Annotated in this window: 20 protein-coding genes; 13 read left to right on the forward strand and 7 right to left on the reverse strand. The window is 70.5% G+C overall.

Annotated elements, in window-relative coordinates; genetic code table 11:
• The first annotated feature begins 28 nt into the window (after positions 1-28).
• Entirely contained in the window at positions 29-847 is an 819-nt protein-coding gene (locus ACIBKY_RS07470; protein WP_397095175.1) for a hypothetical protein, read from the forward strand.
• A gap of 163 nt (positions 848-1,010) precedes the next feature.
• Complete coding sequence (locus tag ACIBKY_RS07475; RefSeq protein ID WP_397095176.1) at positions 1,011-1,325, forward strand: hypothetical protein; 315 nt, start codon at positions 1,011-1,013, stop codon at positions 1,323-1,325.
• Between the two features lie 71 nt (positions 1,326-1,396).
• Here the strand turns inward: ACIBKY_RS07475 and ACIBKY_RS07480 are convergent, their stop codons facing one another.
• Positions 1,397-1,822, reverse strand: coding sequence for a hypothetical protein (locus ACIBKY_RS07480; RefSeq protein WP_397095177.1), 426 nt, complete (start codon positions 1,820-1,822; stop codon positions 1,397-1,399).
• Positions 1,823-1,978: 156 nt separating this feature from the next.
• Between ACIBKY_RS07480 and ACIBKY_RS07485 the strand changes: the two genes are divergently transcribed.
• Positions 1,979-5,470 (forward strand): helix-turn-helix domain-containing protein, encoded by a 3,492-nt coding sequence (locus tag ACIBKY_RS07485; RefSeq protein ID WP_397095178.1) that lies wholly within the window; start codon positions 1,979-1,981, stop codon positions 5,468-5,470.
• 643 nt (positions 5,471-6,113) lie between these two features.
• Here ACIBKY_RS07485 and ACIBKY_RS07490 read toward each other — a convergent pair.
• Positions 6,114-6,680 (reverse strand): TetR/AcrR family transcriptional regulator, encoded by a 567-nt coding sequence (locus ACIBKY_RS07490; protein ID WP_397095180.1) that lies wholly within the window; start codon positions 6,678-6,680, stop codon positions 6,114-6,116.
• A gap of 73 nt (positions 6,681-6,753) precedes the next feature.
• Here ACIBKY_RS07490 and ACIBKY_RS07495 point away from each other — a divergent pair, with 73 nt between their 5' ends.
• Together ACIBKY_RS07495 and ACIBKY_RS07500 are read left to right on the forward strand one after the other, a co-directional pair.
• The gene (locus tag ACIBKY_RS07495; RefSeq protein ID WP_397095181.1) at positions 6,754-7,545 is read left to right on the forward strand and encodes an alpha/beta fold hydrolase; all 792 of its coding nucleotides are present in this window, start codon (positions 6,754-6,756) and stop codon (positions 7,543-7,545) included.
• A gap of 5 nt (positions 7,546-7,550) precedes the next feature.
• A complete protein-coding gene (locus tag ACIBKY_RS07500) occupies positions 7,551-8,036 on the forward strand; it encodes a methyltransferase family protein (RefSeq protein ID WP_397095182.1) in 486 nt (161 codons plus the stop codon).
• Here ACIBKY_RS07500 and ACIBKY_RS07505 read toward each other — a convergent pair.
• A complete protein-coding gene (locus tag ACIBKY_RS07505; protein WP_397095183.1) occupies positions 8,017-8,385 on the reverse strand; it encodes a nuclear transport factor 2 family protein in 369 nt (122 codons plus the stop codon). The genes ACIBKY_RS07500 and ACIBKY_RS07505 overlap by 20 nt on opposite strands.
• 55 nt (positions 8,386-8,440) lie before the next feature.
• Here ACIBKY_RS07505 and ACIBKY_RS07510 point away from each other — a divergent pair, with 55 nt between their 5' ends.
• Both ACIBKY_RS07510 and ACIBKY_RS07515 read left to right on the forward strand, forming a co-directional pair.
• The gene (locus ACIBKY_RS07510; RefSeq protein ID WP_397095185.1) at positions 8,441-9,064 is read left to right on the forward strand and encodes a CGNR zinc finger domain-containing protein; all 624 of its coding nucleotides are present in this window, start codon (positions 8,441-8,443) and stop codon (positions 9,062-9,064) included.
• Positions 9,061-9,840 (forward strand): MOSC domain-containing protein, encoded by a 780-nt coding sequence (locus ACIBKY_RS07515; protein WP_397095186.1) that lies wholly within the window; start codon positions 9,061-9,063, stop codon positions 9,838-9,840. The genes ACIBKY_RS07510 and ACIBKY_RS07515 overlap by 4 nt, the downstream gene beginning before the upstream one ends.
• Here ACIBKY_RS07515 and ACIBKY_RS07520 read toward each other — a convergent pair.
• From ACIBKY_RS07520 to ACIBKY_RS07535, 4 genes are all read right to left on the reverse strand, one after another.
• Positions 9,824-10,753, reverse strand: coding sequence for an ABC transporter substrate-binding protein (locus ACIBKY_RS07520; RefSeq protein WP_397095188.1), 930 nt, complete (start codon positions 10,751-10,753; stop codon positions 9,824-9,826). The two genes, ACIBKY_RS07515 and ACIBKY_RS07520, sit on opposite strands and share 17 nt — an antisense overlap.
• A gap of 26 nt (positions 10,754-10,779) precedes the next feature.
• Positions 10,780-11,571 (reverse strand): family 16 glycosylhydrolase, encoded by a 792-nt coding sequence (locus ACIBKY_RS07525; RefSeq protein ID WP_397095189.1) that lies wholly within the window; start codon positions 11,569-11,571, stop codon positions 10,780-10,782.
• On the reverse strand, positions 11,568-13,469 hold the full coding sequence (locus tag ACIBKY_RS07530) for an acyltransferase family protein (RefSeq protein ID WP_397095190.1): 1,902 nt from the start codon (positions 13,467-13,469) through the stop codon (positions 11,568-11,570). Before ACIBKY_RS07530 ends, ACIBKY_RS07525 begins: the two co-directional genes overlap by 4 nt.
• Positions 13,470-13,569: 100 nt before the next feature.
• Positions 13,570-14,952 (reverse strand): glycosyltransferase family 2 protein, encoded by a 1,383-nt coding sequence (locus ACIBKY_RS07535; RefSeq protein ID WP_397095192.1) that lies wholly within the window; start codon positions 14,950-14,952, stop codon positions 13,570-13,572.
• A gap of 531 nt (positions 14,953-15,483) precedes the next feature.
• On the opposite strand from ACIBKY_RS07535, the gene ACIBKY_RS07540 reads away from it, so the two are divergent.
• The 6 genes from ACIBKY_RS07540 (at position 15,484) to ACIBKY_RS07565 (ending at position 23,557) form a co-directional block, all read left to right on the forward strand.
• Positions 15,484-16,836 carry an ammonium transporter gene (locus tag ACIBKY_RS07540; protein ID WP_397095194.1) on the forward strand — a complete coding sequence of 451 codons (1,353 nt, stop codon included), beginning with the start codon at positions 15,484-15,486 and terminating at the stop codon, positions 16,834-16,836.
• Positions 16,833-17,171: a P-II family nitrogen regulator gene (locus ACIBKY_RS07545; RefSeq protein ID WP_157250041.1), complete on the forward strand. Its 339-nt coding sequence runs from the start codon at positions 16,833-16,835 to the stop codon at positions 17,169-17,171. Before ACIBKY_RS07540 ends, ACIBKY_RS07545 begins: the two co-directional genes overlap by 4 nt.
• Before the next feature lie 26 nt (positions 17,172-17,197).
• Positions 17,198-19,423 (forward strand): [protein-PII] uridylyltransferase, encoded by a 2,226-nt coding sequence (locus ACIBKY_RS07550; RefSeq protein ID WP_397095196.1) that lies wholly within the window; start codon positions 17,198-17,200, stop codon positions 19,421-19,423.
• 222 nt (positions 19,424-19,645) lie between these two features.
• A complete protein-coding gene (locus ACIBKY_RS07555) occupies positions 19,646-22,723 on the forward strand; it encodes a nitrate- and nitrite sensing domain-containing protein (protein WP_397095198.1) in 3,078 nt (1,025 codons plus the stop codon).
• A 28-nt stretch (positions 22,724-22,751) separates the two neighbouring features.
• A complete protein-coding gene (locus ACIBKY_RS07560; protein ID WP_184965631.1) occupies positions 22,752-23,174 on the forward strand; it encodes a roadblock/LC7 domain-containing protein in 423 nt (140 codons plus the stop codon).
• Positions 23,175-23,200: 26 nt separating this feature from the next.
• Complete coding sequence (locus ACIBKY_RS07565; protein WP_184965629.1) at positions 23,201-23,557, forward strand: DUF742 domain-containing protein; 357 nt, start codon at positions 23,201-23,203, stop codon at positions 23,555-23,557.
• The last annotated feature ends 41 nt before the right edge of the window (positions 23,558-23,598 follow it).

The following is a 23,598-nucleotide window of genomic DNA, read 5'->3' on the forward strand; positions in this document are numbered from 1 at the left end:
CGATCGCATTCACCCCAGGAAGTGCTACGTGTCCCGTCGTTACCGATTAAGTCTTCTCGCCCTCCTCGTCGTGGGCGTTTACGTCATCGCGCTGGCGATCGTTGGAGCACTCGCCCTGGTCTCGGGCGATCTGAGCGCGATGTTGCGGCTGACGTTGGTGCCCGAACTGGATGAAGACCTCGCGGTGACATGGCGCAGCGTGGTCATCGTGGGCCTGGTCGGCGCGATGTGGGCGTGGGCGCTGTGGCAGGGCCTGCGCGGGCCGCTGGTGGGCCCGCCGTTCGAGATGGATCGGGACACCGCGCGACTACGGATCGCGCTGTACGTCGCGGCGGCGTCGTGGGTGGTCTTTCCCCTCATGACGTCCTGGTCGTGGTGGATGAGCCTGCTCGACGCGGCGGTGATGCTGGCGGTGGTGTGGCTGTACCACCCGGTGCTGACGCGTGGCCTGAAATATGGCGACCATATGCGGTCTTTCGGCATCTTGGCGTACGGAAGCGTCGCGGTCTCCGAGGTGCTCGACTGGCTCGGCATGCCCGTGGGCGACTTCCTGATCCTTATAGGCGGGGTGGCGGGACTGCTCTGGACGGTGCTGCTCCTGCGGGCGCAGCGAAATGACAGCCGCTGGCAAACCTCCACTGTGGCGTACGGCATCGCCTCCCTGGTCCTGATGCTGACCTCCTCGCTTCTGGACCGGTTGCTGGAAGGCGTCGGCAACGTCCCCGGCACGGTCACGGCGGTCGCCGGCGCGCTGAGCCTGATCTGGCTGACCCGCTCCGCCCACGACCTCGGCGACCCACGACACGAGGAGACGGCCCCGCCTTCGCCTCTCACCGCGCAGCCGTAACGGCGGCACTGGGGTCGCGCGACTGTCCGGGCGATGGGTGAAACGTGAACGCGTTGCGCGGCCTCGGCCGGGGGTCGAAGATGCCGGTATGCGCGGACGTGGACGGGCTTGGGGCAGGCGGATCTTGCTTCTGTTGTCGGTACCGCTCGGAGTGGGTACGGCGGTGGCCAGCAATCAGGTGCTCACCGATGCCGGATGGAGCTGGGGGTGGACGGGTGCCGCCGTGGCTGTGGCCGCGGCCGGCGCGCTGGTCGCGTTCTGGCTGACCCGGGCCACCGTCGCTGAGCCGGACCCTCCGGCCAATGACGGGGGGCGGTCCGGTGTATCGGCGACGGGGGAGCGGTCGGTGGTTGTCCGGGGTGGCAACAGCGGGATCATCTCCACGGGCGACGGCGCTACCAACATCCAGATGAATGCCCGGGTCTCAGGTCAGGGCCGGTCGCCTGGGGCCGGTCGCGACCAGCCCACCGACGAGTGACGAGCCAGCTCTTGGTTCGGCTCTCGCGGCGCCCTCACCCACGGGCGAGAGCGCCGCGAAGCCCATGCTGGCTAGTGGTTGACGTATCCCCACACGCTGGACGCCCAGGAGCGGCCAGCCTTGAGCTGGAAGCACGTCCCCTTACGGACGACTCCGTAGGTCAGGACATAGTTGATCTTGTACTTTGTGATCTTCACCCACGGCCCCAGATCCCCGCCACCGCATTTGACGGCGCGCACGCCAAACCCGTGGTTGTAGCGCTTGTACTGCAGGTTGGCGGAGATGTAGCTGCTGTTGGCCTTATAGAACTTCTGGGACAGCCGCTCGCGAGCCGGCGACAGGCTGATGCTCCACCGCTGAGTCTTGGCGATGCCGGCTTCGGAGGCGGATGCGACCGTCTCCGTCGCGAGTGACGTTTCGGCTGCCGTGGCCGGCAGCGAGGGGCCGAGTAGCCCGCTGAAGGCGATGGTCATGCCGAGAACGGCGGCTTTCTTCATGCTCGCTCCTCTGGGTTGCGCCTGTTGACGACTCCATTCGTAGCGGCGGGGAAATTGTTCGCCTGCCCTCTTCGCCAGGCAAAACAATTCTTCTCCGGACGGTCGCGGGGGCGCGTCACTATGGTGATCACCGAGATGGGACGTCGAGAGAATCCAGTGGATCCCGATGCGGGCCCCCTCCAGGCTTTCGCCGACGAGCTCCGGCGGCTGCGGCGTGCCGGAGGGATCACCTATCGGGACCTCGCTTCCCGGACCGGCCTGTCGATCTCCACGCTCTCCAAGGCCGCTGCCGGGCTCAGCCTGCCGACGTTGAAGGTCACCCTGGCCTACGCCGTCGCCTGTGGCGCCGATCGGCGGGAGTGGACGCGACGCTGGCACGAGGTGTCCGAGCACCTCATCGAGGAAAGCGGACATGACGGCCCGTACCGGGGCATCGCGCAGTACGAGATGCGTGACCATGAGCTGTTCTTCGGCCGGGATGACCTGGTGGCCGACCTGGTGGAGATGGTGCGGCGCCACCGAGTCACGGCGCTGGTGGGCGCCTCGGGAAGCGGGAAGTCGTCGGTTCTGCGGGCGGGCCTGGTGGCCGCGTTGCGGGCGGATAAGGAGCTGTGCGAGGCCAGGATCATCTCACCGGGCGAGCGGCCGCTGCGCGAGCACGGACGGTTCCTGGGTACGGCGCGCGGCCTGGTCGTGGTCGACCAGTTCGAAGAGGTCTTCACCCTGTGCGAGGACCGGTGTGAGCGGATGGCCTTCGTTGACGCGATCCTGGCCGGGCGGGCGCGCACCGTGCTGGCCGTACGGGCGGACCTCTTCGGCCGCTGCGCCGTACATCCCGAGCTGGCGCACGCCTTGCGTGCTGCGACGCTGCTGGTCCCGCTGATGCGGGAACGGGAGCTGCGGGATGCGATCGTCCAGCCGGCCACCTCGGCCGGGTTGATCGTGGAGCGTGAAGTCGTCACCGCGGTGGTCGACGAGGTGCTGGGGGAGCCGGGCGGACTGCCGTTGATGTCGCACGCGCTGCTGGAGACCTGGCGGCGGCGGAAAGGCCGCGCGCTGACGTTCGAGGGCTATCAGGCGGTGGGCGGCGTGCGCGGCGCGATCGCGCGCACCGCCGAGCAGCTCTACACCGAGCTGAGCCCGGACCAGGCGGCCGCGGCCCGGCGGCTCCTGCTGCGGCTGGTCTCCGTCGACTCCGAGGCTGGGGAGGTGACGCGGCGCCCGGCGGGCCTCGCAGAGCTCACCGGCGACACCGAGACGGTGCTGGCGCGGCTGACGCGGGCGCGGATGGTGACCGTCGACAGCGACACCGTACGACTGGCGCACGAGTCGCTGATCACCTCATGGCCTCGCTTCGGTGAATGGATCGACCAGGACCGGGACCGGGTCAGGACTCACCGTCAGCTCGGCCAGGCCGCCTCTCACTGGAACGAACTGGCGCGCGACGCCGGCGCGCTGTACCGAGGTGTCCGCCTGACACTCGCCGAGGAACGGCTGGAGCAGGAAGACCTCAACGCGCAGGAGGCCCTCTTCCTGTCGGCCAGCGTGCAGGCACGAGCACGCGAGCAGCGCCTGAACCAGCGGAACACCAGGCGACTTCGGGTTCTGGCGGCCGCGCTGAGCGTGATGCTGGTGATGGCCGGGACGGGCGCGGCCATCGCCTGGCAGCAGTCCGTCGTGGCGCGCGACGGCGAACGCGCGGCGATCTCCCGTCAGCTCGCCCTGCAGGCGTATGAAGCCGCCCCCACCGATGTACGGCAGGCGGCGAGGCTTGCCGGCGATGCCTACCGTACGTCGGCCACGATGGAGGCCCGCGACGCCGTCCTGACCGTCGCCGGAACCCCCGCCCACACGGCGCGAGTGACCGCGGACGGCCCCGCCTCGGCAGTGGAGTTCAGCCCTGATGGCCGTGCCCTGGCCTATGGCACCGTCAACGGGCGGGTCACCGTGGTCGACCTGCCGGGTCTGGCGGTGCGGTTCACTTTCGTGGCCCATGCGAGCGCCGTGCGCGCGCTCGTGTTCAGCCCCGATGGGCGAACCCTGGCCACCGGCGCTCACGACGGCACGTTGAGCACCTGGAACGCCGCCGACGGCAGCCTGGGCGGATCACGCGCGACCGGGGCCGGGCCGGTCCTCGGACTGGTGTTCACCCGTGACGGCCGTGACGTGCGGGCTCATCTCACCGATGACAGGGTGGTCGACCTGGGCGGAGGCAAGCCGCGGAAGGGGAGCGTGGCCTCCCGTTCGACGCCGGGGTTACGCGTCAAAATCGTGCCCAGGAGCCAGGGCGACAACATCACCATGGGCTGGCGGCAGGACACCAGCGAGGTCGGAGAGCCCGAGCCGCGGGAACTATCCGAGCTGATCAGGCGTGACCAGCTCTACGAGGGCTGGCCCACGGCTTCGGCCGCCGACGGTACATATGCCGAAACAGGCGAGGACGGCACGCTCAGGGTTTCGCGCTCCATCGTCAACGACCCACTCGGCCGCCCCGACGGCGAAGTCAGCAGCATGGCTCTGACCAGGGACGCCCGCCGCCTGGTAACCGGAGATCACCGCGGGGTCACGACCCTGTGGTCGACGCGGAACCCGGGTGTCCTGTTCCGGCTGGGGGGACACACCGGGCCGGTCAACGACGTGGCCGTCACCGGCGATGGGCAGTGGATCGCCTCGGCGGGACAGGACGCCGCCGTCACCGTCTGGCACAGCAGCGCGCTGCCGTACCTTGGCCACACCTCCCCGCCAATCGAGGTGACCGGGCCGGGACGCGGCCTGATGATCAGTGCGGGCGGCGAGGACGGCGCCGCCCTGCTCTGGAACCTTGGCACCGGGACCTCGACCACGCTCGCGGAGCAGGGACCGAAGGTCGGTCGCACGAGCGCGGTGGCTTTCCATTCGCGGACGGGGCGCACCGCCGTCGCCAGAGGACCGGAGGTGGAGCTGTGCGACGCCGAGCGGCAGAGTTGCTGGGCAGTCCTGCGGGACCACCGGGCCGATGTCGTCGCCGTGACCTTCAGCCCGGACGGGCAGACGCTCGTCTCCGCCTCCGCGGACGGCCGCGTGCTGCTTTGGGATGTCTCGACCGGCCGACGGCGTGGCGAGATCCGCACGGATGGGCCGGGCACCGGACTGGCCTACCGCCCCAGCGGTCGGCCCCTGCTCGCCGTACGGGGTGCCGGTAGTGTCCTGCTCGTCGACCCAAGCACGCGGGCCGTGGTCACCACGGTCCCCAGTTCCGGCGGCGTCGGAGAGCTGACCTTCTCCCCCGACGGCAAGTTGCTGGCCATAGCCGAGACCGACGGCGCCGTCATGCTGATCGACTTGGGCACAGGACAGCCGACCGCGCGGCTGGCGGGACACGCGGGCGCGGTCACCGCAGTCGCCTTTTCCCCCACCGGGCGGCGCCTGGCCGCGGCCGACGACCAGGCCGTGGTGCTCTGGGAGCTTCCGCGCGGCTCCCGCTGGGGGAGCCTGTCCGTCCGGCACCCTCAGCCCAGCAAGGTCAGCGATGTCGAGTTCGACGGCGAAAACAGGCTTGTCACCGCAGGCCTCGACCACGGCGTCCGCCGCTGGAACCTTGATCTCGGCACCGCGTTGGCGGAACTGGACACCACCACCCGGACCGGGATCGCGGCCAGCTGGGGGTGAGCTGAGGCTGTGACGTGCATCGGTTGGTGGCTCTGGCCCACTCCCGATAATGAGTGACCCAGTGTGCGGGAGGCGGATGATGATCACCTCCTGAGCATCGCCCAGAGGAACCTGGCGGCGGATCGCCCTCATGGACGGAGGTCGTCACCTTCCTGGGCGGAACGTCAGCCACGTGACCCAAGCTGGGCAAAAGCGATGGGAAACCACGGCACGAGTCAGTCGAGCCGTGCCCCGCAGCCGACCTCACCACCACCGGAGGCGTCCGCATGGCCGGTGCGTTCCGCCCGGACAACGTCCGGCAGTGCGCCAGCTGGCGCCACGATCCCGGTGTTCGCCCTGCCACCGGCGCCGGCGGTCGCGTTGCCGCTGACACCAAGGACGCTCAGCCGGCCCACACTCCAGGCGGCATGGGTGGGTGGGAGCTGGTCTGCCACCAAGCCGGGCCAAGGACACCCAACTGGCCCGCACTCCAACCGGCACGGGTGGGCAGGAACTGGCCTGCCACCTAGCCGGGCAAGGGGTGGGGCCTATGAGAGGCGCCCGGAGCGAAGCGGAGGCCCTTCAGGGGTCGAGCTTCAGCTCGACTGGAGAAACGCCTGAGCACCAAAGAGCGCGAAGCGCGCCAAGGGCGATGACCTTGCCTTTAAGGGCGGAGGAGGCGGTGAAGGAAGTCTTCCACCGCCCTCTCCGCACCCTCCAGCTCGTTCCCCCTCGCCACCAGCAACACGCTTTCGTTGATCGCGGCCAGCAGCATGTGCGCGTACACGTCCAGCGCCTCTCTCGGCACTCTTCCGGTCGCCCTCAGTGCCGCCTTCAGCATGCCGAACGCGTGCCGTTCCTCCAGCGCTCGCCATCTCTCCCACCCCAGAACCGCCGGTGCGTCGATCAGCACGATGCGGCGGATGGCCGGGTCGCGGGCCATGCGTACCCATGCCAGACACCCTGTCACGAGGGCCTCGGCAGGGTCGGTGATCCCTTTGACCGTCTCCATCAGCCGCACCCCGACCGACGTCTCCACCTGCTCAAGTACCGCCTCGAACAGGGCGTCCTTGCCCGAGTAGTGGTGGTACAGCGCCCCCCGGCTCAGGCCCGTCTCCTGCAGGACGGTTTCGATCGAGGTGCCCTCGTAGCCCTGTTCGGCGAACAGGCGTCGCGCGACCGTGAGGACCCGGTCGCGGGTGGCCGCGCCCCGCTCTGCCTTGAGGTTCATGAACCAACTCTAGACATACCGACCGACAGTCGGGTATTTTCCAGACCGACAGTCGGTTTGTTTGGAGGCGTTCATGCTCAACCACCTCGACGAGGGCCGGGGGCCGGTCACGCTGTTCGTACATGGCGTGGGCACGAGTTCCCACCTCTGGCGCAACGTCATCGCCGAGCTACGCGGCGAGCGACGGTGCGTCGCACCCGATCTGCCCGTCCACGGCGGCAGTCCGATCACTGACGACCTCACGCTGCCCGGCCTGGCGGAAGCGCTGGCCGAGTTCTGCGACGACCTGGAACTCGGCCAGGTCGACATGGTCGCCAACGACACCGGCGGCGCCATCGCGCAGATCTTCGCGGTGCGCCATCCGGACAGGCTCCGTTCCCTCACGCTCACCAACTGCGACGTCCACGACAACACCCCGCCCGAGGCCTTCCGCCCCACCGTCGAACTGGCCGCCAAGGGCGAACTCGTCCCCCTGATCGAGGCGCTGATCCAGCACCCCGGCCTGATCGGCCAGAGCGTGTACGGCGACGGCTACGAGCGGATCGACGACCCCGAGGCGCTCGTGGACGCGTACCTGCGCCCGATGTTCGCCAAGCCAGGCGGCGGGCCGGCCTTCGAGCGTCTCCTGGCCGGGATCGACGCCAAGGAGATGGTGGCCATCGAGCCGCAATTGACGGTGCTTGCCGTGCCAACGCTTGTGGTGTGGGGTACGGGTGACGTCTTCTTCGGCCTGGAATGGGCGCGCTGGCTGCGCGACACCATCCCCGGCGTGCGGGAGGTCGTCGAGATCGACGGTGGCCGGCTCTTCTTCCCCGACGAGCGGGCCGCCGAGCTCGTCCCTCATCTTCGGCGCTTCTGGGGGTGACACGGATGCGGAAGCCGGTGGCGGCGACGGTGACGTCGTTGTTCTTCGTCCTCGGGCCGGGGCTGGTGGCCGGGGTGGCGCCGTGGCTGATCACCGGCTGGCACTTCGGGCCGATGTGGCCGCCGCTTCGGGGGCTCGGCGGCCTCATGGTCGTGACGGGGGCGGTGGTGATCGTGCCGGCGTTCGCCCGCTTCGTGGTCGAGGGGCTGGGCACGCCGATGCCGGTGGCCGCGCCGAGCCGCCTCGTGGTGGGTGGTTTCTATCGCTACGTCCGCAATCCCATGTACGTGGCCGTCGAGGTGGCCATCGTCGGGCAGGCCCTGCTGCTGGGACGGCTGAGCCTGCTCGGGTACGCGGCGCTCGTCGGAATCGTCACGTGGTTGTTCGTGCGCTTCTACGAGGAGCCGACGCTGCGCCGTACCTTCGGGCAGGAGTACGAGGACTATCGGCGGGCGGTGCCCGGCTGGATCCCTAGGCTCCGGCGGGGGTGACCTGGAAGACGGCGGCCTTCCACTCGCCGTCCTGGCGGACCAGGGTCGTCGTGGCGTGGTAGCGCACGGTCTGCTTCTCGGTGCCGTTCACGAGCACGTCGATCTCGACCAGGCTGATGTGGACGAGGCTGTCCTCGGTCAGCGGGACGACGCGGTGGCCGGACTGCTCGGTGCGGGTGTAGGGGTTGCGGTTCTCGGCGAAGCCCTTGAGGATCGCCTCCCGGTCGGTGATGACGCCCCAGGGGGAGACGCTCACCGGTTCGGCGGTGAGGAAGCGGTCGAAGAAGGCGGCGTCGCCGTTCCTGTTGGCTTCCCACGAACGCTCGGTCAGCTCAATGATCTCGTTCATCTTCGTCTCCTCTGGCTACACCGGTTTAACTGGTGTCCAGTGTTACACTGCTCCTGTGGAGAGCGCAAGCGCGATGGTGCTGACCGGAGGCGACGGTCAGCGGTTCAGGTTCGACGCGGGCACGCTGTGCCTGGAATTCCTGCTCAGCGGGGCGGTGAACCCCTGGGAACGGCTGCACGCGCCCGCCGATCTGGCCGAGTGGATCGCCGTGTCGAGGCTCGGCGTGGACGGGCCCGCGCGGGCCGGCGCGGACGAGCTGGCCGACGCCAAACGGCTGCGCGGCGCGATCCTGTCGCTCGCCATGGAGGCGGTGAAGGACGACGCCCCCGGCTTCAAGGTCGCCGGTGTGGCGGAGGTCAGGATCGACGCGGACCCGCCGGAGCCGCACACGATCCTGAACGAGCTGGCCGCCGCGCCGCCGCCGGTTCCCGTCATGGGGGACGGCCGGGTCAGGGAGTGGGCGTACCCGGTGACCGGGTCGCAGTTCCTGTCGGCGGTGGCACGAGACGCGATCGAGTTGTTTTCCGGCGATCGTGTCGAACGTGTGCGCATGTGTGGTGGCGAGCGCTGCTACCTGCTGTTTCTCGACACCTCACGGCCCGGCGCGCGCCGCTGGTGCTCGATGGATCGCTGTGGAAACCGGCAAAAGCTCCGCACACGCCGTAAGATCATAAAATGAGTGATCTTGTCGGTGTTGTGGGGGCATTGCGCCGCTATCCGGTCAAGTCGATGCTCGGGGAAGACCTCGACACCGGCGAGATCACTGAGCGAGGGCTCTCCGGAGACCGGGTGCGCGCCGTCGTCGACGTTTCCACGGGCAAGGTCGCCAGTGCCAAGAACCCCCGGCTGTGGCGCGACCTGCTCACGCTCGACGGCGTCGCACCGCCCGGCGACGCCGAGCTGTCCAGGCTGTTCGGCCGCGAGGTACGGCTCGCCGACACACCGCCCCCGGCGGCCGAACTGGAGCGCTCGATCCCGGAAGAGGTGCTGGAACGGGGTGTCGAGCATGAGGTCGGCCACACCATCACCTACCTGGCCGCCGCCGCGCCCGGGACGTTCTTCGACTTCGCCCCGATCCACCTCATCACCACCTCGACCGTGCGGCGCATCGGCGAGCTGAGCGCGCGCGGGCACATGGAGGCGGTTCGCTACCGCCCCAACCTCGTGATCGACACGCCCGGCGACGGCTTCCCCGAGAACGCGTGGGCAGGCGCCCGGCTGCACCTCGGGGCGGCGGAGCTGGAGGTCATCGTGGCCAGCCCGCGCTGCGCCGTACCGACGCTCGCGCACGGCGGGCTGCCGCGCGACACCGACGCGCTGCGCACGGTGGCCCGCCACAACCGTGTCGAGGTCTTCGACATGGGCGCGCAGCCGTGCGCCGGGGTCTACGCCCGGGTTCTGCGGCCCGGAGGCGTGCGGGTGGGAGACGAGGTACGGCTCACGCCAGCGCGGTGAGGTACTTGTCCAGGTCGTCCAGGATGCCGTTGGCCGCCTTGACCCCGATGCCGAGCATCCAGACCTCGTCGTCCACCGCGTGGGCGTGGCCGGAGGTGACCGCCTTGAGCTTCTTCCACAGCGGCCCGCCGGTGACCTCGGCCTGCGACGCGGCCGCGGCCTCGCCGTAGGCGCTGTAGAAGAGGGCGTCGCCGTCGGCCTGGGCGATGTTCTCCTGGCTCAGCTTGCCGAACCGCTTGTCCTCCTGGGCGGCCAGCATCTGGACCTCGGGGCGGCCGACACCGGCGTCGCCGACGACGATGCCGCTGAAGGACTCGGGGCCGTACATGCGGATCTCGGTGGGCATGAAGCGCACGATGCTCAGCTTGAGCTTGGCGAACTTCCGCCCGACCGTCTTGGCGCGCGTCTCGTAGTCCGACATGAGCTTGGCCGCCTCGGCGGGCTTGCCGAGCGCCTCGGCGTCGAGCGTGAAGTTCTCCTTCCAGGTCACGCCGACCTTCTCGGTGAAGACCGTCGGGGCGATCTTGCTGAGCTTGTCGTAGAAGGCGGCCTGGCGGAACTTCGTGCCGAGGATGAGGTCGGGCTTCAGCGCGATGATCGCCTCCAGGTTGGGCTGCTGGAGGGTGCCGACGGACTTGGTGTCCTTGAGTGCGTCGCCGAGGTAGGCGGGCCACTTCTGGTTCTCGGCCGCCTGGGCCGCGCCGACGGGGGCGAGGCCCAGGGAGACCATGGTGTCGAGCTTGTCGGTGTCGAGGACCACGACGCGCTTGGGCGTCTCGGGGACCTTGGTCTCGCCCATGGCGTGCCTGACCGTACGGGTGGAGCCGGCGCCCTGGGCGGGGTCCGCGGAGTTTCCGCAGGCGGCGAGGGCGAGGACGGGCAGCAGTGCGGCGATCGCCACGGGCAGGCGCATGGGATGAGATTCCTTGGTCAATTAGGTTAGGCGACCCTAAGTGTAGTGACGCTGACGTAGTCCACCAGCATCGGCCTGCCGGGGACGGTCGCCGCGTTGGGCGGGCCGGGCAGGCCGCCGCCGACCGCCACGTTGAGGATCACGAAGAAGCCCCGCGGCAGGCTCCTGTCCAAGGTGAAGTACGGCCTGCCGTCCAGCAGCCAGGTCGTGGACCGCTCGGTCACCTCGACCGCGTAGGTGTGGAAGGAGCCGTGGCAGCCGGGGCACGGCTGTTCGGGTGTGACCAGGCCCTTCGGCTCCTGGCACGGGCCGCCCGGCATGGTGCCGCAGTGCATGGCGCCGGTGACCGACGGCCGGCCGTTCACCGCCTCCATGATGTCGATCTCGCCCACGGCCGGCCAGCCGGTCTCCCCGCCCAGCATCCAGAACGCCGGCCAGTACCCCGCGCCGTCCGCGGGCGAGACGGCGGGCAGCGCGAGGCGGGCCTCCACCCGCAGCGTGCCGCCGGGAGGGACGGCGAAGTCGGCACGCCGCGTCCTGACGCGGCCGGAGGTCCACCGGCCGTCCTCCAGGCGCGGGGTGATGGCCAGGTGGCCCTTGCCGTCGAGGGCGACGTTGGCGGGGGAGTCGGTCATCGTCTCGATCTCGCCGGTGCCCCAGCGTTCCGGCGGGCCGGTCTCGTGCCGCCAGCGCCCGGTGCCGGGCGCGGTGTCGAGCACAGGGCCGTCGAAGTCGTCGCGGAAGACCTCCCGCTGGTCCGTGCCGCCGCCGCACGCGGCGAGGACACAGATCAGCAGGAGGCAGGTGAGGATTCTCATAGCACCGTGGGGATCAGGTCGAGCCCCTCCAACTGCTGCTCCAGGCGTGGAGCGAGCCGCTGGACGAGCGTGTTGGTCAGGTGGGAGTCGTCGCGGTAGAGCACGACGCCGTCGAGCGACGCCGGGCACGTGGGGCCGTTGCCGGGGCAGAGCAGGTCGCTGACGTCCAGCGTCCACAGGCCCGGCCGCCTGCCCGCCGCCAGGGGGTCCGGCGCCAGCCCGCGCGAGCGGGGGAAGGCGCAGGACTCGGCGGGCTTGCCGGACAGGCACGCCGGCACGTCGATGCCGGGCAGCGGCGTGTCACGCAGGTACACCAGCGGCGCCCCCAGCCGCGACAACCGCTCCAGCGTGGGCCGCCAGCCCTTCAGCGTGGCCTTCGCGTCGGCGTAGGCCGTCAGCGAGGCCAGCAGGATGAGCCGCGGCGGCGTCTCGCCCTCCAGCCTGGTCAGGGTGTTCTCGCGCCACTGGTCGCACTCGCGGTACTCCCGGCCCAGGCGCGGATCCACGACCTTCAGCGCGGCCAGCGGGCAGCCCGGCTTGGTCAGTACCTCCAGCGTCCAGCCGCGCCGCTGCGCCACCCGCCGCGCCATCGTGAACCACTGCCCGGCGTGCGAGTCGCCGAGCAGTACGACGCGGTCGTTGCCGGGCACCGCCCCCGCGCGCCCGGAGCCGCTGGGCGTGAACAGGCACGGCGGGCTCGTGGTCGTCGTCAGCGCCACCTCACACCCCTCCGAGGGCGGATAGTCGGTACGCGCCGCCGCCGCGTCGACGGTGGGCGCCTTCTCGACCACCGCGGTGGCCACCTCGGCGCGCGGCACGCTCGCCCCGCCCAGCAGCAGCGCGGCCGTCACCGGGACCGTCATCGCCGCCGTCCCCACCGCCAGCCCGCGCCGCGGCAACTCGGCCACGACCTTGGAGAAGCGCACCGGCCGCTCCACCAGCCGCATCGTCAGCCAGGCGGGCAGCGCGGAGCCGATCACCAGCGCGAGCTTGACCGGCCACGACCGCCCGTCGCCGAACAACACGACCACCGGCCAGTGCCACAGGTACCAGGCGAACGACAGCCGCCCCACCGCCCCCATCCAGCCGTGGCTCAACAGCGCCGAGACCGGCGAGCGGAACAGGATCAGCGCCGCCGTCCCCAGCGTGGGAACCAGTGCCTGCGTTCCCGGATAGCCGCTCTCGTCGAGCGTCAGGGACCAGGCCAGCGCCGCGGCTCCCGCCGTACCCAGGAGTGCGGCCGGGAGGCGGGGGGTGCGGGAGAGGTACGGCAGAGCCAGCGCGGCCAGCGCCCCCACCCCGAACTGCCAGGCCCGCGTCGGCGAGGCCAGGTAGGCGGCGGGCCCGTCCCAGGACAGCGACAGCGCGAACGACCCGGCCGTGACCAGCACCGCGGCGGCGGCCACGGCCCGGCGTCCGGCCAGCCAGAACGCGGCCAGTAGAAGAGGCGCCCAGACCAGGTAGAACTGTTCCTCCACCGCGAGTGACCAGAAGTGCAGCAGCGGGCTCGGGTCGCGGTCGGCGGCCAGGTAGTCGGTCTCCTGGGCGATGAAGCGCCAGTTGGCCACGTAGAGGGCGGCGGTGAAGACGTCGGCGGCCACGTCGGCGGCGCGCAGCGGCGGCAGCAGCAGCCACGCCGCCAGCGCGCTCGCCACCAGGACCGTCCCCGCGGCCGGAAGGATGCGGCGGGCGCGGCGGGCGTAGAAGTCGGCGAGGGAGAAGGTCCCCGCGGCCAGGTCGCGCACGATCAGGCCGGTGATCAGGAAGCCGGAGATGACGAAGAAGACGTCGACGCCGACGAACCCGCCGCCCAGGCCGGGTACGGAGGCGTGGAAGGCCAGGACGAACAGGACGGCGACCGCGCGCAGGCCGTCGACGTCCTTGCGGTGGCCGGTCACGGGATCACGGGAGGCAGGACGGCCCAGCCCGTGGCCAGCACGATGGCCAGGACCAGCAGGGTGGTGATGGCCAGTGTCTCCGGCCAGCGCTGTCGGTGGTTCATCGCACGAACCTCCACAGGTCGCGGATCAGCGGCAGGGCGATGTAGGTGCTCGCGGCGGCGAACAGCGTCAGCGCCCAGTAGTGGTGCCAGCCATAGGCGGGGGCGCGCCAGGCGATGCCCGCCCAGACCGCGAGCGTGGTTCCGCTCAGCCAGGCGAGGGCCAGGCGGGTGATGGTGACCACCAGGCGCGAGCGCTTGGCTCCGCCGCCGCCGCTGGGCACCCAGGCCGACACCCGGTTGCGCAGGGCGTGGCCGATGGCGAACAGGTGGCAGTAGGAGTAGAGCGTCTGGGCGCGGATGACCTCGAAGCGGTAGCGGCCGACCGAGGCCGCGGGCAGCAGCACCAGCGCCACCCACAGCGGGCCGACGAACGGGATCATGTGCCAGGCGCGCACGTCCTGCGGGTAGGCGTAGAGCATGATCAGGCCGGGCAGCGGGATGGCCGCGATGTTGAGCGCCGAGACGAAGTAGGACAGGAAGCCGCTCCAGTAGGACAGGCGCACCCGCCAGCCCATCGGCGTGCGGTGGAAGTCGCGGCTGAACAGCAGGCTCAGGCAGCCCATGGCCCAGCGGTACTGCTGTGCCACGTACGAGCCGACGTTGTCCGGCGACAGGCCCTTGGCCAGCAGGACCGGCACGTACTTGGTGCGCAGGCCGTGCTTCATGAGCGCGACGCTGGTGTAGATGTCCTCGCTGTGGTCGATCCTGGGGAAGCCGCCGATGCGGTCGAGGGCGGCGCGGCGGTAGACGACGTTGGTGCCCACGCAGATGGCGCCGCCGTCGGCGTCGCGGCTCGGCTGCAGCCACCGGTAGAACAGCTCCTGGGAGGCGGCGGCGGTCCGCTGGATCCACGGCATGCCCTGGTCGGTGTCGAAGAACTGCGGCGACTGGGCGATGGCGATCTCCGGGTCCTCCAGGTAGGGGACCAGGTGGTGCAGGAAGTCGGGGCGCGGGACGAAGTCGGCGTCGAAGACCGCCACGACCTGGTTGCCGGTCAGGGACAGGCCGTGGTTGAGGTTTCCGGCCTTCTTCAGGTGGCCGCGGTCGGGGCGGACGGTGTGGGCGAAGCCGTACGAGCGGGCCAGGTCGGCCACCTCGGGGCGGTCGGCGTCGTCCAGGACCGTGACGGTGAGTGGAGCGTTCCAGTCAAGGCGGGCCACGTGGGCGAAGGTGTTGTCCAGCACCTCCAGCGGTTCGTCCATGGTCGGCAGCAGCACGTCCACGCCGGGCGGCCGGGCCGGGCGCCAGCCCTTGGTCAGGAGCAGATGCGACTCCCAGGTGGTGGCGCGCTGGCGCTGGCCGTCGACGTAGGAGAGCAGCCAGCCCGCCAGGTTGACCACGAGCGCCGCCAGGAAGGGCAGCAGGATCGGGTGGCGCAAGGAGAAGAGGAATAATGTTCCGGCGGTAAAGGTCAGACTCAAAGGTACGGCCAGCAGAACCCACCGGCGCTGCGGGCCAAAATAGAGTGAAATTTCGGTGTCCGTTGGTGGGACAGGAAGAAAGTCGTGCTGTGGCCGGGCCGTAGGCGCGAGCAAGGTCGCGGACATGGCGAACACTCCCCGTTCATCAGGCATCTTGCCTTCTACTGTAAACAAACCTATCTAAACGGCGGTGAACGGCGCCTTAAGCGTCGGGGGCGGATGGGCCGTCGAAGCAGGGAAAGTCGCGTGGTGTCCGAATTTAATGTGATGGACCTCACGGGAGATTGTCCATAATTAAAGTAGGTTTTGGCCTAGCGCCCGCTTGGGCGTCCGCGCCTCCGATCCCGAACGCGGGCTGTGCGAAGACCGAAACAAGGGCGAAACACCACGGCGTGGAGATTCACGCACGTGAAACACGCCTGGTCGAGCCGCGAAACCCCGCAGGGCGACAGTTCCGGTCAGTCGCCAATGTGTAAGGAGGTCGCGTCGATGATCGATAGCGGCACTACCGCCTGGATGCTGGTGTGCACCGCTCTGGTGCTGCTGATGACTCCGGGCCTCGCGTTCTTCTACGGGGGCATGACCAGGGCCAAGAGCGTCCTCAACATGATGATGATGTCGTTCGTCAGCATCATCGTGGTGACCGTCGCCTGGGTGCTCTACGGCTACTCGCTCGCCTTCGACACCGCCGGAGACGGCACCGGGTTCATCAACAAGATCGTCGGCGGCCTCGACTACCTCGGGCTCAGCGGCGTCTACAACGCGGTCTACGAGAACCTCATCGTGGCGGGAGGCAACGTCACGCCCGAGGCCGCGGCGGCCGACAACTTCCCGCTGATGGTCTTCTCCGCCTTTCAGCTCACCTTCGCCATCATCACCGTCGCGCTGATCAGCGGAGCCATCGCCGATCGGGCCAAGTTCGGCGCCTGGGTGCTCTTCTCCCTGGTGTGGGCCACGGTCGTGTACTTCCCCGTCGCGCACTGGGTGTGGGGCGGCGGCTGGCTGGGCCAGCTGGGCATCGAGGACTTCGCGGGCGGCACCGTGGTCCACATCAACGCGGGCGCCGCGGCCCTCGCGCTGGCCCTGGTGCTGGGCAAGCGCTCCGGCTGGCGTAAGGAGCCGATGCGGCCGCACAACCTGACGCTGGTCCTGCTCGGCACCGGCCTGCTGTGGTTCGGCTGGTTCGGGTTCAACGCCGGCTCGGAGCTCGCCCCCGACCAGACCGCCGGCCTCGCCTTCATGAACACGCAGGTCGCCGCCGCCGTCGCGGCGGGCGCCTGGCTCATCGTGGAGAAGCTGCGCGACGGCCACGCCACCACGCTGGGCGCCGCCTCCGGCGCGGTCGCCGGTCTGGTCGCCATCACCCCTGCCTGCGGGTTCGTGGACCCCTGGGCGGCCGTGCTCATCGGCCTGCTGGCCGGCGCCGGCTGCTGCTACGCGGTCGGCCTGAAGTACAAGGCGGGCTTCGACGACTCGCTCGACGTCGTCGGCGTGCACCTGGTCGGCGGCGTGATCGGCGCCGTCGCGCTGGGCTTCGTGGCCGCCTACCCGTTCCTGCCCGGCCAGAACAAGGGCATCCTGATCGAGGGCGGAAAGCTCAGCCAGCTCGGATTGCAGGTGCTCGGCCCGGTCGTAGTGGGTCTCTACTCGTTCGTGCTCTCATGGGTGATCGGAAAGATCATCGACAAGACCATGGGCTTCCGGATCTCCCAGGAGGCCGAGGTCGCCGGCGTCGACGTCACCACGCACGCCGAGACCGGCTACGACCTCGGCAGCGTGCACGCCTCCGGCGTGGTCTCCTCCAACGGCCCGGTCCCTGCCACGAAGAAGGTGGACGCATGAGGCTCATCACCGCCGTCATCAAGCCGTTCAAGCTCGACGACGTGAAGGCCGCGCTGGAGCAGTTCGGCATCAAGGGCATGACGGTCAGCGAGGCCAGCGGGTACGGCAGGCAGCGCGGCCACACCGAGGTCTACCGGGGCGCCGAGTACCAGGTGGACCTGGTCCCGAAGGTCCGCGTGGAGGTGCTGGCCGAGGAGGACGACGCCGAGGACGTGATCGACGTCATCGTCAAGGCCGCCCAGACCGGCAAGATCGGCGACGGCAAGGTCTGGTCCGTCCCGGTGGACACGGTCATCCGGGTACGCACGGGAGAGCGGGGCCCCGAGGCGCTGTGAACTCGCCGGGAAACCATGGAGGTGTCGTGAGGGGAGAGGCGCGCTCCTTCGCCGCGGCCCGCGGTTCGCGGGCCGCCGACACCGACCGCTGGCTCAAGGATCTCTTCCGTACGGCCGGCGACGGCGCGGGCACGGCACTGATGGCGGTCGGCAGCCTGGGGCGGCGTGAGCTGGCCCCGGGCAGCGACCTCGACCTGGTCCTGCTGCACGAGGGGCGCGACGACATCGCCTCGATCGCCGATCGCGTCTGGTACCCGGTGTGGGACTCGGGCGTCGGGCTCGACCACTCCGTGCGTACCGTGGACGAGGCCGTGCGCGTGGCCCGCGACGACCTCAAGGCCGTGCTCGGGCTGATCCAGGCCAGGCACGTGGCGGGCGACCCCGAGCTGACCAGGAAGGCCAGGGAGGCGGTGCTGGCCGGGTGGCGCGCCGACTCGCGCCGCCGCCTGGCCGAACTGCGCGTGGCCGCCGACCGGCGAGCCGAGAGCAGCGGCGAGGTCGCCTTCCTGCTCGAACCCGATCTGAAGGACGGCCGCGGCGGGCTGCGCGACCTGCAGGCGATGCAGGCGGTCGCGGCGGCCTGGGTCGCCTCAGCGCCGGGTCCGAGAGCGCGTGAGGCCTACGAGTTCATCCTGGACGTGCGCCACGCGTTGCACGTCGTCACGGGACGCGGCGCCGACCGCCTGGTCCTGCAGGAGCAGGACGCGGTGGCGGGGCTGCTGGGCCTGCTGGACGCGGAGGCGCTGATGCGCCGGCTCGCGGAGGCGGGCCGCACGATCGCGCACGCCTTCGACGTGACCTGGCGGGCGGTCGACCGGCTGGTGTCGGGCCCGAGCCCGCGAGGGCGCCGCCCGCTGGCCGACGGCGTGGTCGAGCACGGAGGTGAGGTCGTGCTGGCGCGCGGCGCCGATCCGCGCAAGGACCCGGTGCTGGTGCTGCGCGCGGCGGCCGCGGCGGCCGAGTCGGGGCTGCCGCTGGCGCCCGCGACGGTCACCGTGCTGGCGGCGCAGTCGGCGCCGATGCCGGTCCCGTGGCCGGAGGAGGCGCGCGACGCGCTGGTCGCGGTGCTCGGCGCCGGACGGGCCGCGGTGCCGGTGTGGGAGGAACTCGACCAGGCGGGCGTCCTGGTCAAGCTGCTGCCCGACTGGGAACGCGTGCGGCACCGGCCGCAGCGCAACCCCATCCACCGCTTCACCGTCGACCGCCACCTGGTGGAGACCGCGGCCAACGCCGCCGCGCACACCCGGGAGGTCTCCCGCCCCGACCTCCTGCTGATCTCCGCGCTGCTGCACGACATCGGCAAGGGCTGGCCGGGCGACCACTCCGCCACGGGCGAGGTCGTGGTCCGCGACATCGGCGCCAGGATCGGGCTGCCCGCGCGCGACGTGGAGATCCTCGCCACCGTCGTACGCCACCACCTGCTGCTGCCCGAGACCGCCACCCGCCGCGACCTGGACGACCCGGTCACGATCGAGAAGGTCGCCGGGACCGTGGGCTCGCGCGAGGTGCTGGAACTGCTGGCCGCGCTGGCCGGCGCCGACGGTCACGCCACGGGGCCCGCCGCGTGGAACTCCTGGAAGGCCGGGCTGGTCGCCGACCTCGTGCGCAGGGTGCGTTCCGCGTTGTCCGGCTCGCCGCCGCCCCGGCCGCCGAGCCTGTCGGAGGCGCAGGTGGCCCTGGCCCGGCACGGTGGCGGTGCCGTACGCGTGCAGGGGGGAGCGGTCACCGTCGTCGCCCCCGACCGGCCCGGACTGCTGTGGAGCGCCGCCGGCGTGCTCGCCGCGCACCGGCTCGTGGTGCGCTCGGCCTCCTCGGCGGCGGCGGGCGCCACGGCCGTGATCGAGTTCGCGGTCATCCCCGAGTACGGCTCGCCGCCGGATCCCGCGACGCTCGAAGCCGATCTCCGTCTCGTCCTTGCTGGACGTCTTGACATAGAGCAACGTCTGGCCCGCCGTACCCGGTCGGTGAGACCCGCTCGCGTACCGGTCGCTCCACCCCGTGTGACGTTGGTGGACGACGCCTCGGCGACCGCCACCGTCGTGGAAGTCAGAGCCCATGACAGGCCGGGGCTTCTGTGGCGTATTGGCAGGGCTTTCGGGGAATGTGGGCTTGACGTACGCGCCGCCCGAGTGGAGACTCTCGGCGCGGAGGCGGTGGACGTCTTCTATGTGGTAGACCGTGCCGGGCGCCCCCTCAGCGACGGTGCGCAGAGGACGCAAGTCCGCGATCTCGTGCTTGCAGCACTGCGGTAACCAACAACACACATTCTGCGGTCACATTTGTAACGATTGTGTCCGTTTTGCCTGGTACGTGAGTTGCTGCGGATACTTTGTGGACGGTTTACGACCCGTTGAAGACGGGATGATTGAGGGGTAGCGAAAGCAGTGACTACGGGGAGTTCCGAGAGCGGCCTCGCCGCGAGGCGGGACCGCGCGAGGCGGTCGCTGCCCAAGTTCAGCCTGCGCAACTGGCGTGTGAGATGGCGTCTGACGGCGCTCATCCTCGTGCCCACGGTGGCCGGCGTGGTTCTCGCGGGCGCCCGGGTGGTCACCTCCGTCGAAAGTGTCAACGTCTACGACCGCGCGGCCGCCGCCGCCGAGCAGAGCGGGCGCATCCGCGACCTCGTGCAGACCGTCGGTCTGGAGCGTGACACCGGGACGTGGATGTACACCGCCGGGGCCGCGGGCAGAGAGCTCAAGGGCGCCTTCACCGCCCGCCAGAAGGAAGTCAACGACCAGGTCAAGGCCCTGCAGGACGACCTGACCGCCATGGCCGACTTCGGTCCCCGCGTCGAGCACGCCGTCATGATGGTGCGGACCTCGCTCAACCTGACGAAGATCCGCGCGGACAAGGTCCCGACCGCCTACCGCGGCCTCACCGACTCCCTGCTGAGCCTGCACGACGAGCTGAGCCTGCTGACCCAGGACGCCGCGACGATCGGCTACCACCGCGGCCTCAGCGCGCTCGCGCGGGCCAAGGAGGAGATCTCCCAGCAGCGCTACCAGCTGCTCATCGGCTACTACCGCTATCGCTCGGTCGACGCGCAGGAAGCCCAGCGCTTCATCGCCTCCCACTCCCGCCAGCTTGAGGCCCAGGCCGACTTCGGCGCCGAGGCCGGCGTCGAGCTCGGCATGAAGCTGCGCAACGCGCTTCCGCCCACCGAGTACTACGGCACCGAGCTGACCAAGGCCCGCGCGATCGTGCTCGCGGGAAACAAGGAAGCCGGAGCGGTCTTCAGCAACCACCTCATCGAGGACCCCAACGTCTGGTTCGACGACAACAGCAAGGTCATCGACGCCATCGGCGGCGTGGAGAACGAGGTCGCCCAGCGGCTCTCGGCCCGCGTGCTGGAGCTGAAGAACGCCGAGGTGCGCAGCGCGGTCGTCGCCGGCGTCGCCATCCTGCTGCTGCTCGTGGCCGTGCTGCTGTTCACCGTCGTCATCGCCCGCTCGATGGTCTCGCCGCTACGGCGGCTGCGCACCGAGGCGCTCGACATCGCCGGTTTCCGCCTGCCCGACGTGGTGCGCAAGCTGCGTATCACCGGTGACACCTCCGCGGGCGCGGTGCGGCCCATCGACATCGAGGGTCAGGACGAGATCGGCGAGGTCGCCAAGGCCTTCGACGAGGTCCACCGCCAGGCCGTACGGCTGGCCGGCGAGGAGGCCGAGCTCCGCAGCAACATCAGCGCGATGTTCGTCAACCTCTCGCGCCGCACCCAGACGCTGGTCGAGCGGCAGATCTCGCTGATCGACGGCCTGGAGAAGGGCGAGCAGGACGGCGGCCGCCTGGCCGACCTGTTCAAGCTCGACCACCTGGCCACCCGCATGCGCCGCAACTCCGAGAACCTCCTGGTCCTCGCCGGCCACGAGCCCACCCGCCGGCGCAGCCAGCCCGCCAAGCTCGTCGACGTCGTGCGCGCCGCGCTGTCGGAGGTCGAGGACTACGAGCGGGTCCAGGTCAAGGTGCACCGTTCCACCTCCGTGGTGGGCAGCGCCGCCAACGACCTCGTCCACCTCGTCGCCGAGCTGGTCGAGAACGCGATCCAGTTCTCGCCCAAGAACAGCCAGGTGATCGTCTCCAGCAGCGTCATCGAGGGCGGCGGCGCGCTGCTTTCGGTGAGCGACGCGGGCATCAGCATGACCGAGGACGAGATGGCCGAGGCCAACCGGCGCCTGGCCGAGCCGCCGGTCGTGGACGTGTCGGTCTCGCGGAGGATGGGCCTGTTCGTGGTCGGCCGGCTGGCGCTGCGCCACGGCATCCGCGTGCAGCTGCGCAAGGGCGAGGGCGCCGGCCTGATCGCCATGGTGCTGCTGCCGCCCACGCTGATCCCCGACGGCTCGCAGCCGCAGCCCAACGCCCAGCGGCCCGCCTTCGGCGGCGGCACCGTGGCCTCGCCCGCGCCCGCCTTCGGCGCGCCCGCGCAGAGCTTCAACTCCTTCGGCAGCTACGAATCGCAGGACCTCACGGCCTCACGCGGACGGCTGACCGGCTTCACCGCCGACACCGACGGCGGCGCCTTCCGGCAGGACAGCGGGACCTTCCCGTCGTTCCCGAGCGGCCCGCAGCAGCCCCAGCCGCCGCAGCGCCGCCAGGAGCACCCGTCGTTCCCGAGCATGGAGCAGCCCGCCCATCCCGGCGCGGAGCACGCCTTCCCGAGCGTGGAGCAGCCGGCGTACCCCAGCGTGGAGCAGCCCTCCTACCCGAGCGCCGAGCAGCCCTCCTACCCGAGCGTGGAGCAGCCCGCGTATCCGAGCGTGGAGCAGCCGTCCTACCCCAGCGCGGACTCCGGGCCTCTGCCGACGCGGGGTCCCGCCGCCGGCCAGCCCGCCCCGGCCAGGGAGAACACGGGGGCCTTCCCCGTCCCCCAGCCCACCGCCGAGGTACGGCCCGCCTACCCGCCCGCCACCGGCGCCTTCCAGCCGCAGACGCCGGTGCCGCCACCGGCCGGTGGCGGATACCCGACGCCCCCGGCAAGCCGGCCACCGATGCGGCAGTCGTTCGGGACGCCGGAGCCGGTCCGCGAGCACTGGCGCAGGGACGTGCCGTCGGTGGACGTCTCCCCGATGGAGCCCGGGCAGGAGGAGTTCCTGCCGATCTTCGCCTCCGTCGAGTCGGCCTGGTTCCGCCGGCCGCAGGGAGAGCAGGCGCCGAGGGAGCAGGCACCGGGCACCCAGGCGCAGGGGAGCCAGGCACCGGGGACTCAGGCGCCGGGCGAGCGGGCGCCGGAGGCCCAGGAGTTGCCCAGGAGGGATGAGGCCGCACCCCCGCAGGCCGTACCCTCTGGGGAGGAAACGTGGCGAACCCCCGCCGACGCCGGATGGCGTGCGGCGGCGGCCGCCAGCGACCCCAGTCTCGGCGGACTCACCTCCGCCGGTCTGCCCAAGCGCACGCCCAAGGCCAACCTGGTGCCGGGCACGGCGGGCCAGCAGGCCCAGCCGCTGTCCCCGATGCCACCCGTGTCCGCGGATCGCATCCGCAGCCGGATGGCCAGCTACCAGCAGGGTGTGCGCCGCGGTCGTGCGGAAGTACGTGAACAGGAGGAACAAGAGTGAGCGAGCGTCCTGCCGCTAGGGAGGTAGCGTGACTACCCTTAGCCACGAGGCGCACCGGTTCGACTGGCTGATCACCGACTTCGTGAGGAACACTCCCGGAGTCGCGCACGCCGTCGTCGTCTCCGCCGATGGGCTGTGCCTGGCCAGCTCAGAAGGCTTCCCGCCGGACCGCGCCGACCAGCTCGCCGCCGTGTCCGCCGGGCTGCTCAGCCTGACGGTGGGCGCCTCCCGGGTCTTCGAGGGCGGCGCCGTCACCCAGACGGTCGTGGAGATGCAGCGCGGGCTGCTGCTGGTCATGGCGATCAGCGACGGTTCCGTGCTCACCGTGCTGGCCGCCCCCGACTGCGACATGGGGTTGGTGGCCTACCAGATGACGCTGCTCGTCGACCGCGCCGGCCAGGCACTCACGCCGTCCCTGCGCGCGGAACTCCAGGCAGCCAGGACGCGGTGATGCGATGAAATCGATGGGACAGGCCCGTGTATGGCAGTGACGGGGACGACGAGCCCCTGTTCCGCCCCTACGCGGTAACCGGCGGTCGCTCCGAACCGCGCTACCACCTGGCCATGGAGACCCTGGTGTCCTCCATGTCGATCCCTGATGACGAGTTGTCCCTGCTCACGCCCGAGCAGGATGCGATCATGCAACTCTGCCGCACCTTCCGGTCGGTCGCCGAGATCTCGGCCCTGCTCCGGGTTCCGCTCGGTGTGGCGCGCGTGCTGGTGGCGGACATGTCCGACGAAGGACTCGTCCGCCTGCACCAGCCACGTCTCGCCCAGGGACAGCCAGACCTCAACATGCTCGAAAGGGTGCTCAGTGGCCTACGACGCCTATGAACACAGTGCAGGCTCTAACGCAGGCCTCACATCCACCAAGA

Source organism: Nonomuraea sp. NPDC050394, from assembly GCF_044459065.1.
GTDB lineage: Bacteria > Actinomycetota > Actinomycetes > Streptosporangiales > Streptosporangiaceae > Nonomuraea.

Bases quoted from the DNA above. Each gene is read 5' to 3' on its own strand.
- ACIBKY_RS07545 (WP_157250041.1), top strand. From the start codon at position 16,833: ATGAGGCTCATCACCGCCGTCATCAAGCCGTTCAAGCTCGACGACGTG.
- ACIBKY_RS07500 (WP_397095182.1), top strand. From the start codon at position 7,551: ATGCGGAAGCCGGTGGCGGCGACGGTGACGTCGTTGTTCTTCGTCCTC.
- ACIBKY_RS07480 (WP_397095177.1), bottom strand. From the start codon at position 1,822: ATGAAGAAAGCCGCCGTTCTCGGCATGACCATCGCCTTCAGCGGGCTA.
- ACIBKY_RS07520 (WP_397095188.1), bottom strand. From the start codon at position 10,753: ATGCGCCTGCCCGTGGCGATCGCCGCACTGCTGCCCGTCCTCGCCCTC.
- ACIBKY_RS07495 (WP_397095181.1), top strand. From the start codon at position 6,754: ATGCTCAACCACCTCGACGAGGGCCGGGGGCCGGTCACGCTGTTCGTA.
- ACIBKY_RS07525 (WP_397095189.1), bottom strand. From the start codon at position 11,571: ATGAGAATCCTCACCTGCCTCCTGCTGATCTGTGTCCTCGCCGCGTGC.
- ACIBKY_RS07490 (WP_397095180.1), bottom strand. From the start codon at position 6,680: ATGAACCTCAAGGCAGAGCGGGGCGCGGCCACCCGCGACCGGGTCCTC.
- ACIBKY_RS07505 (WP_397095183.1), bottom strand. From the start codon at position 8,385: ATGAACGAGATCATTGAGCTGACCGAGCGTTCGTGGGAAGCCAACAGG.
- ACIBKY_RS07540 (WP_397095194.1), top strand. From the start codon at position 15,484: ATGATCGATAGCGGCACTACCGCCTGGATGCTGGTGTGCACCGCTCTG.
- ACIBKY_RS07515 (WP_397095186.1), top strand. From the start codon at position 9,061: ATGAGTGATCTTGTCGGTGTTGTGGGGGCATTGCGCCGCTATCCGGTC.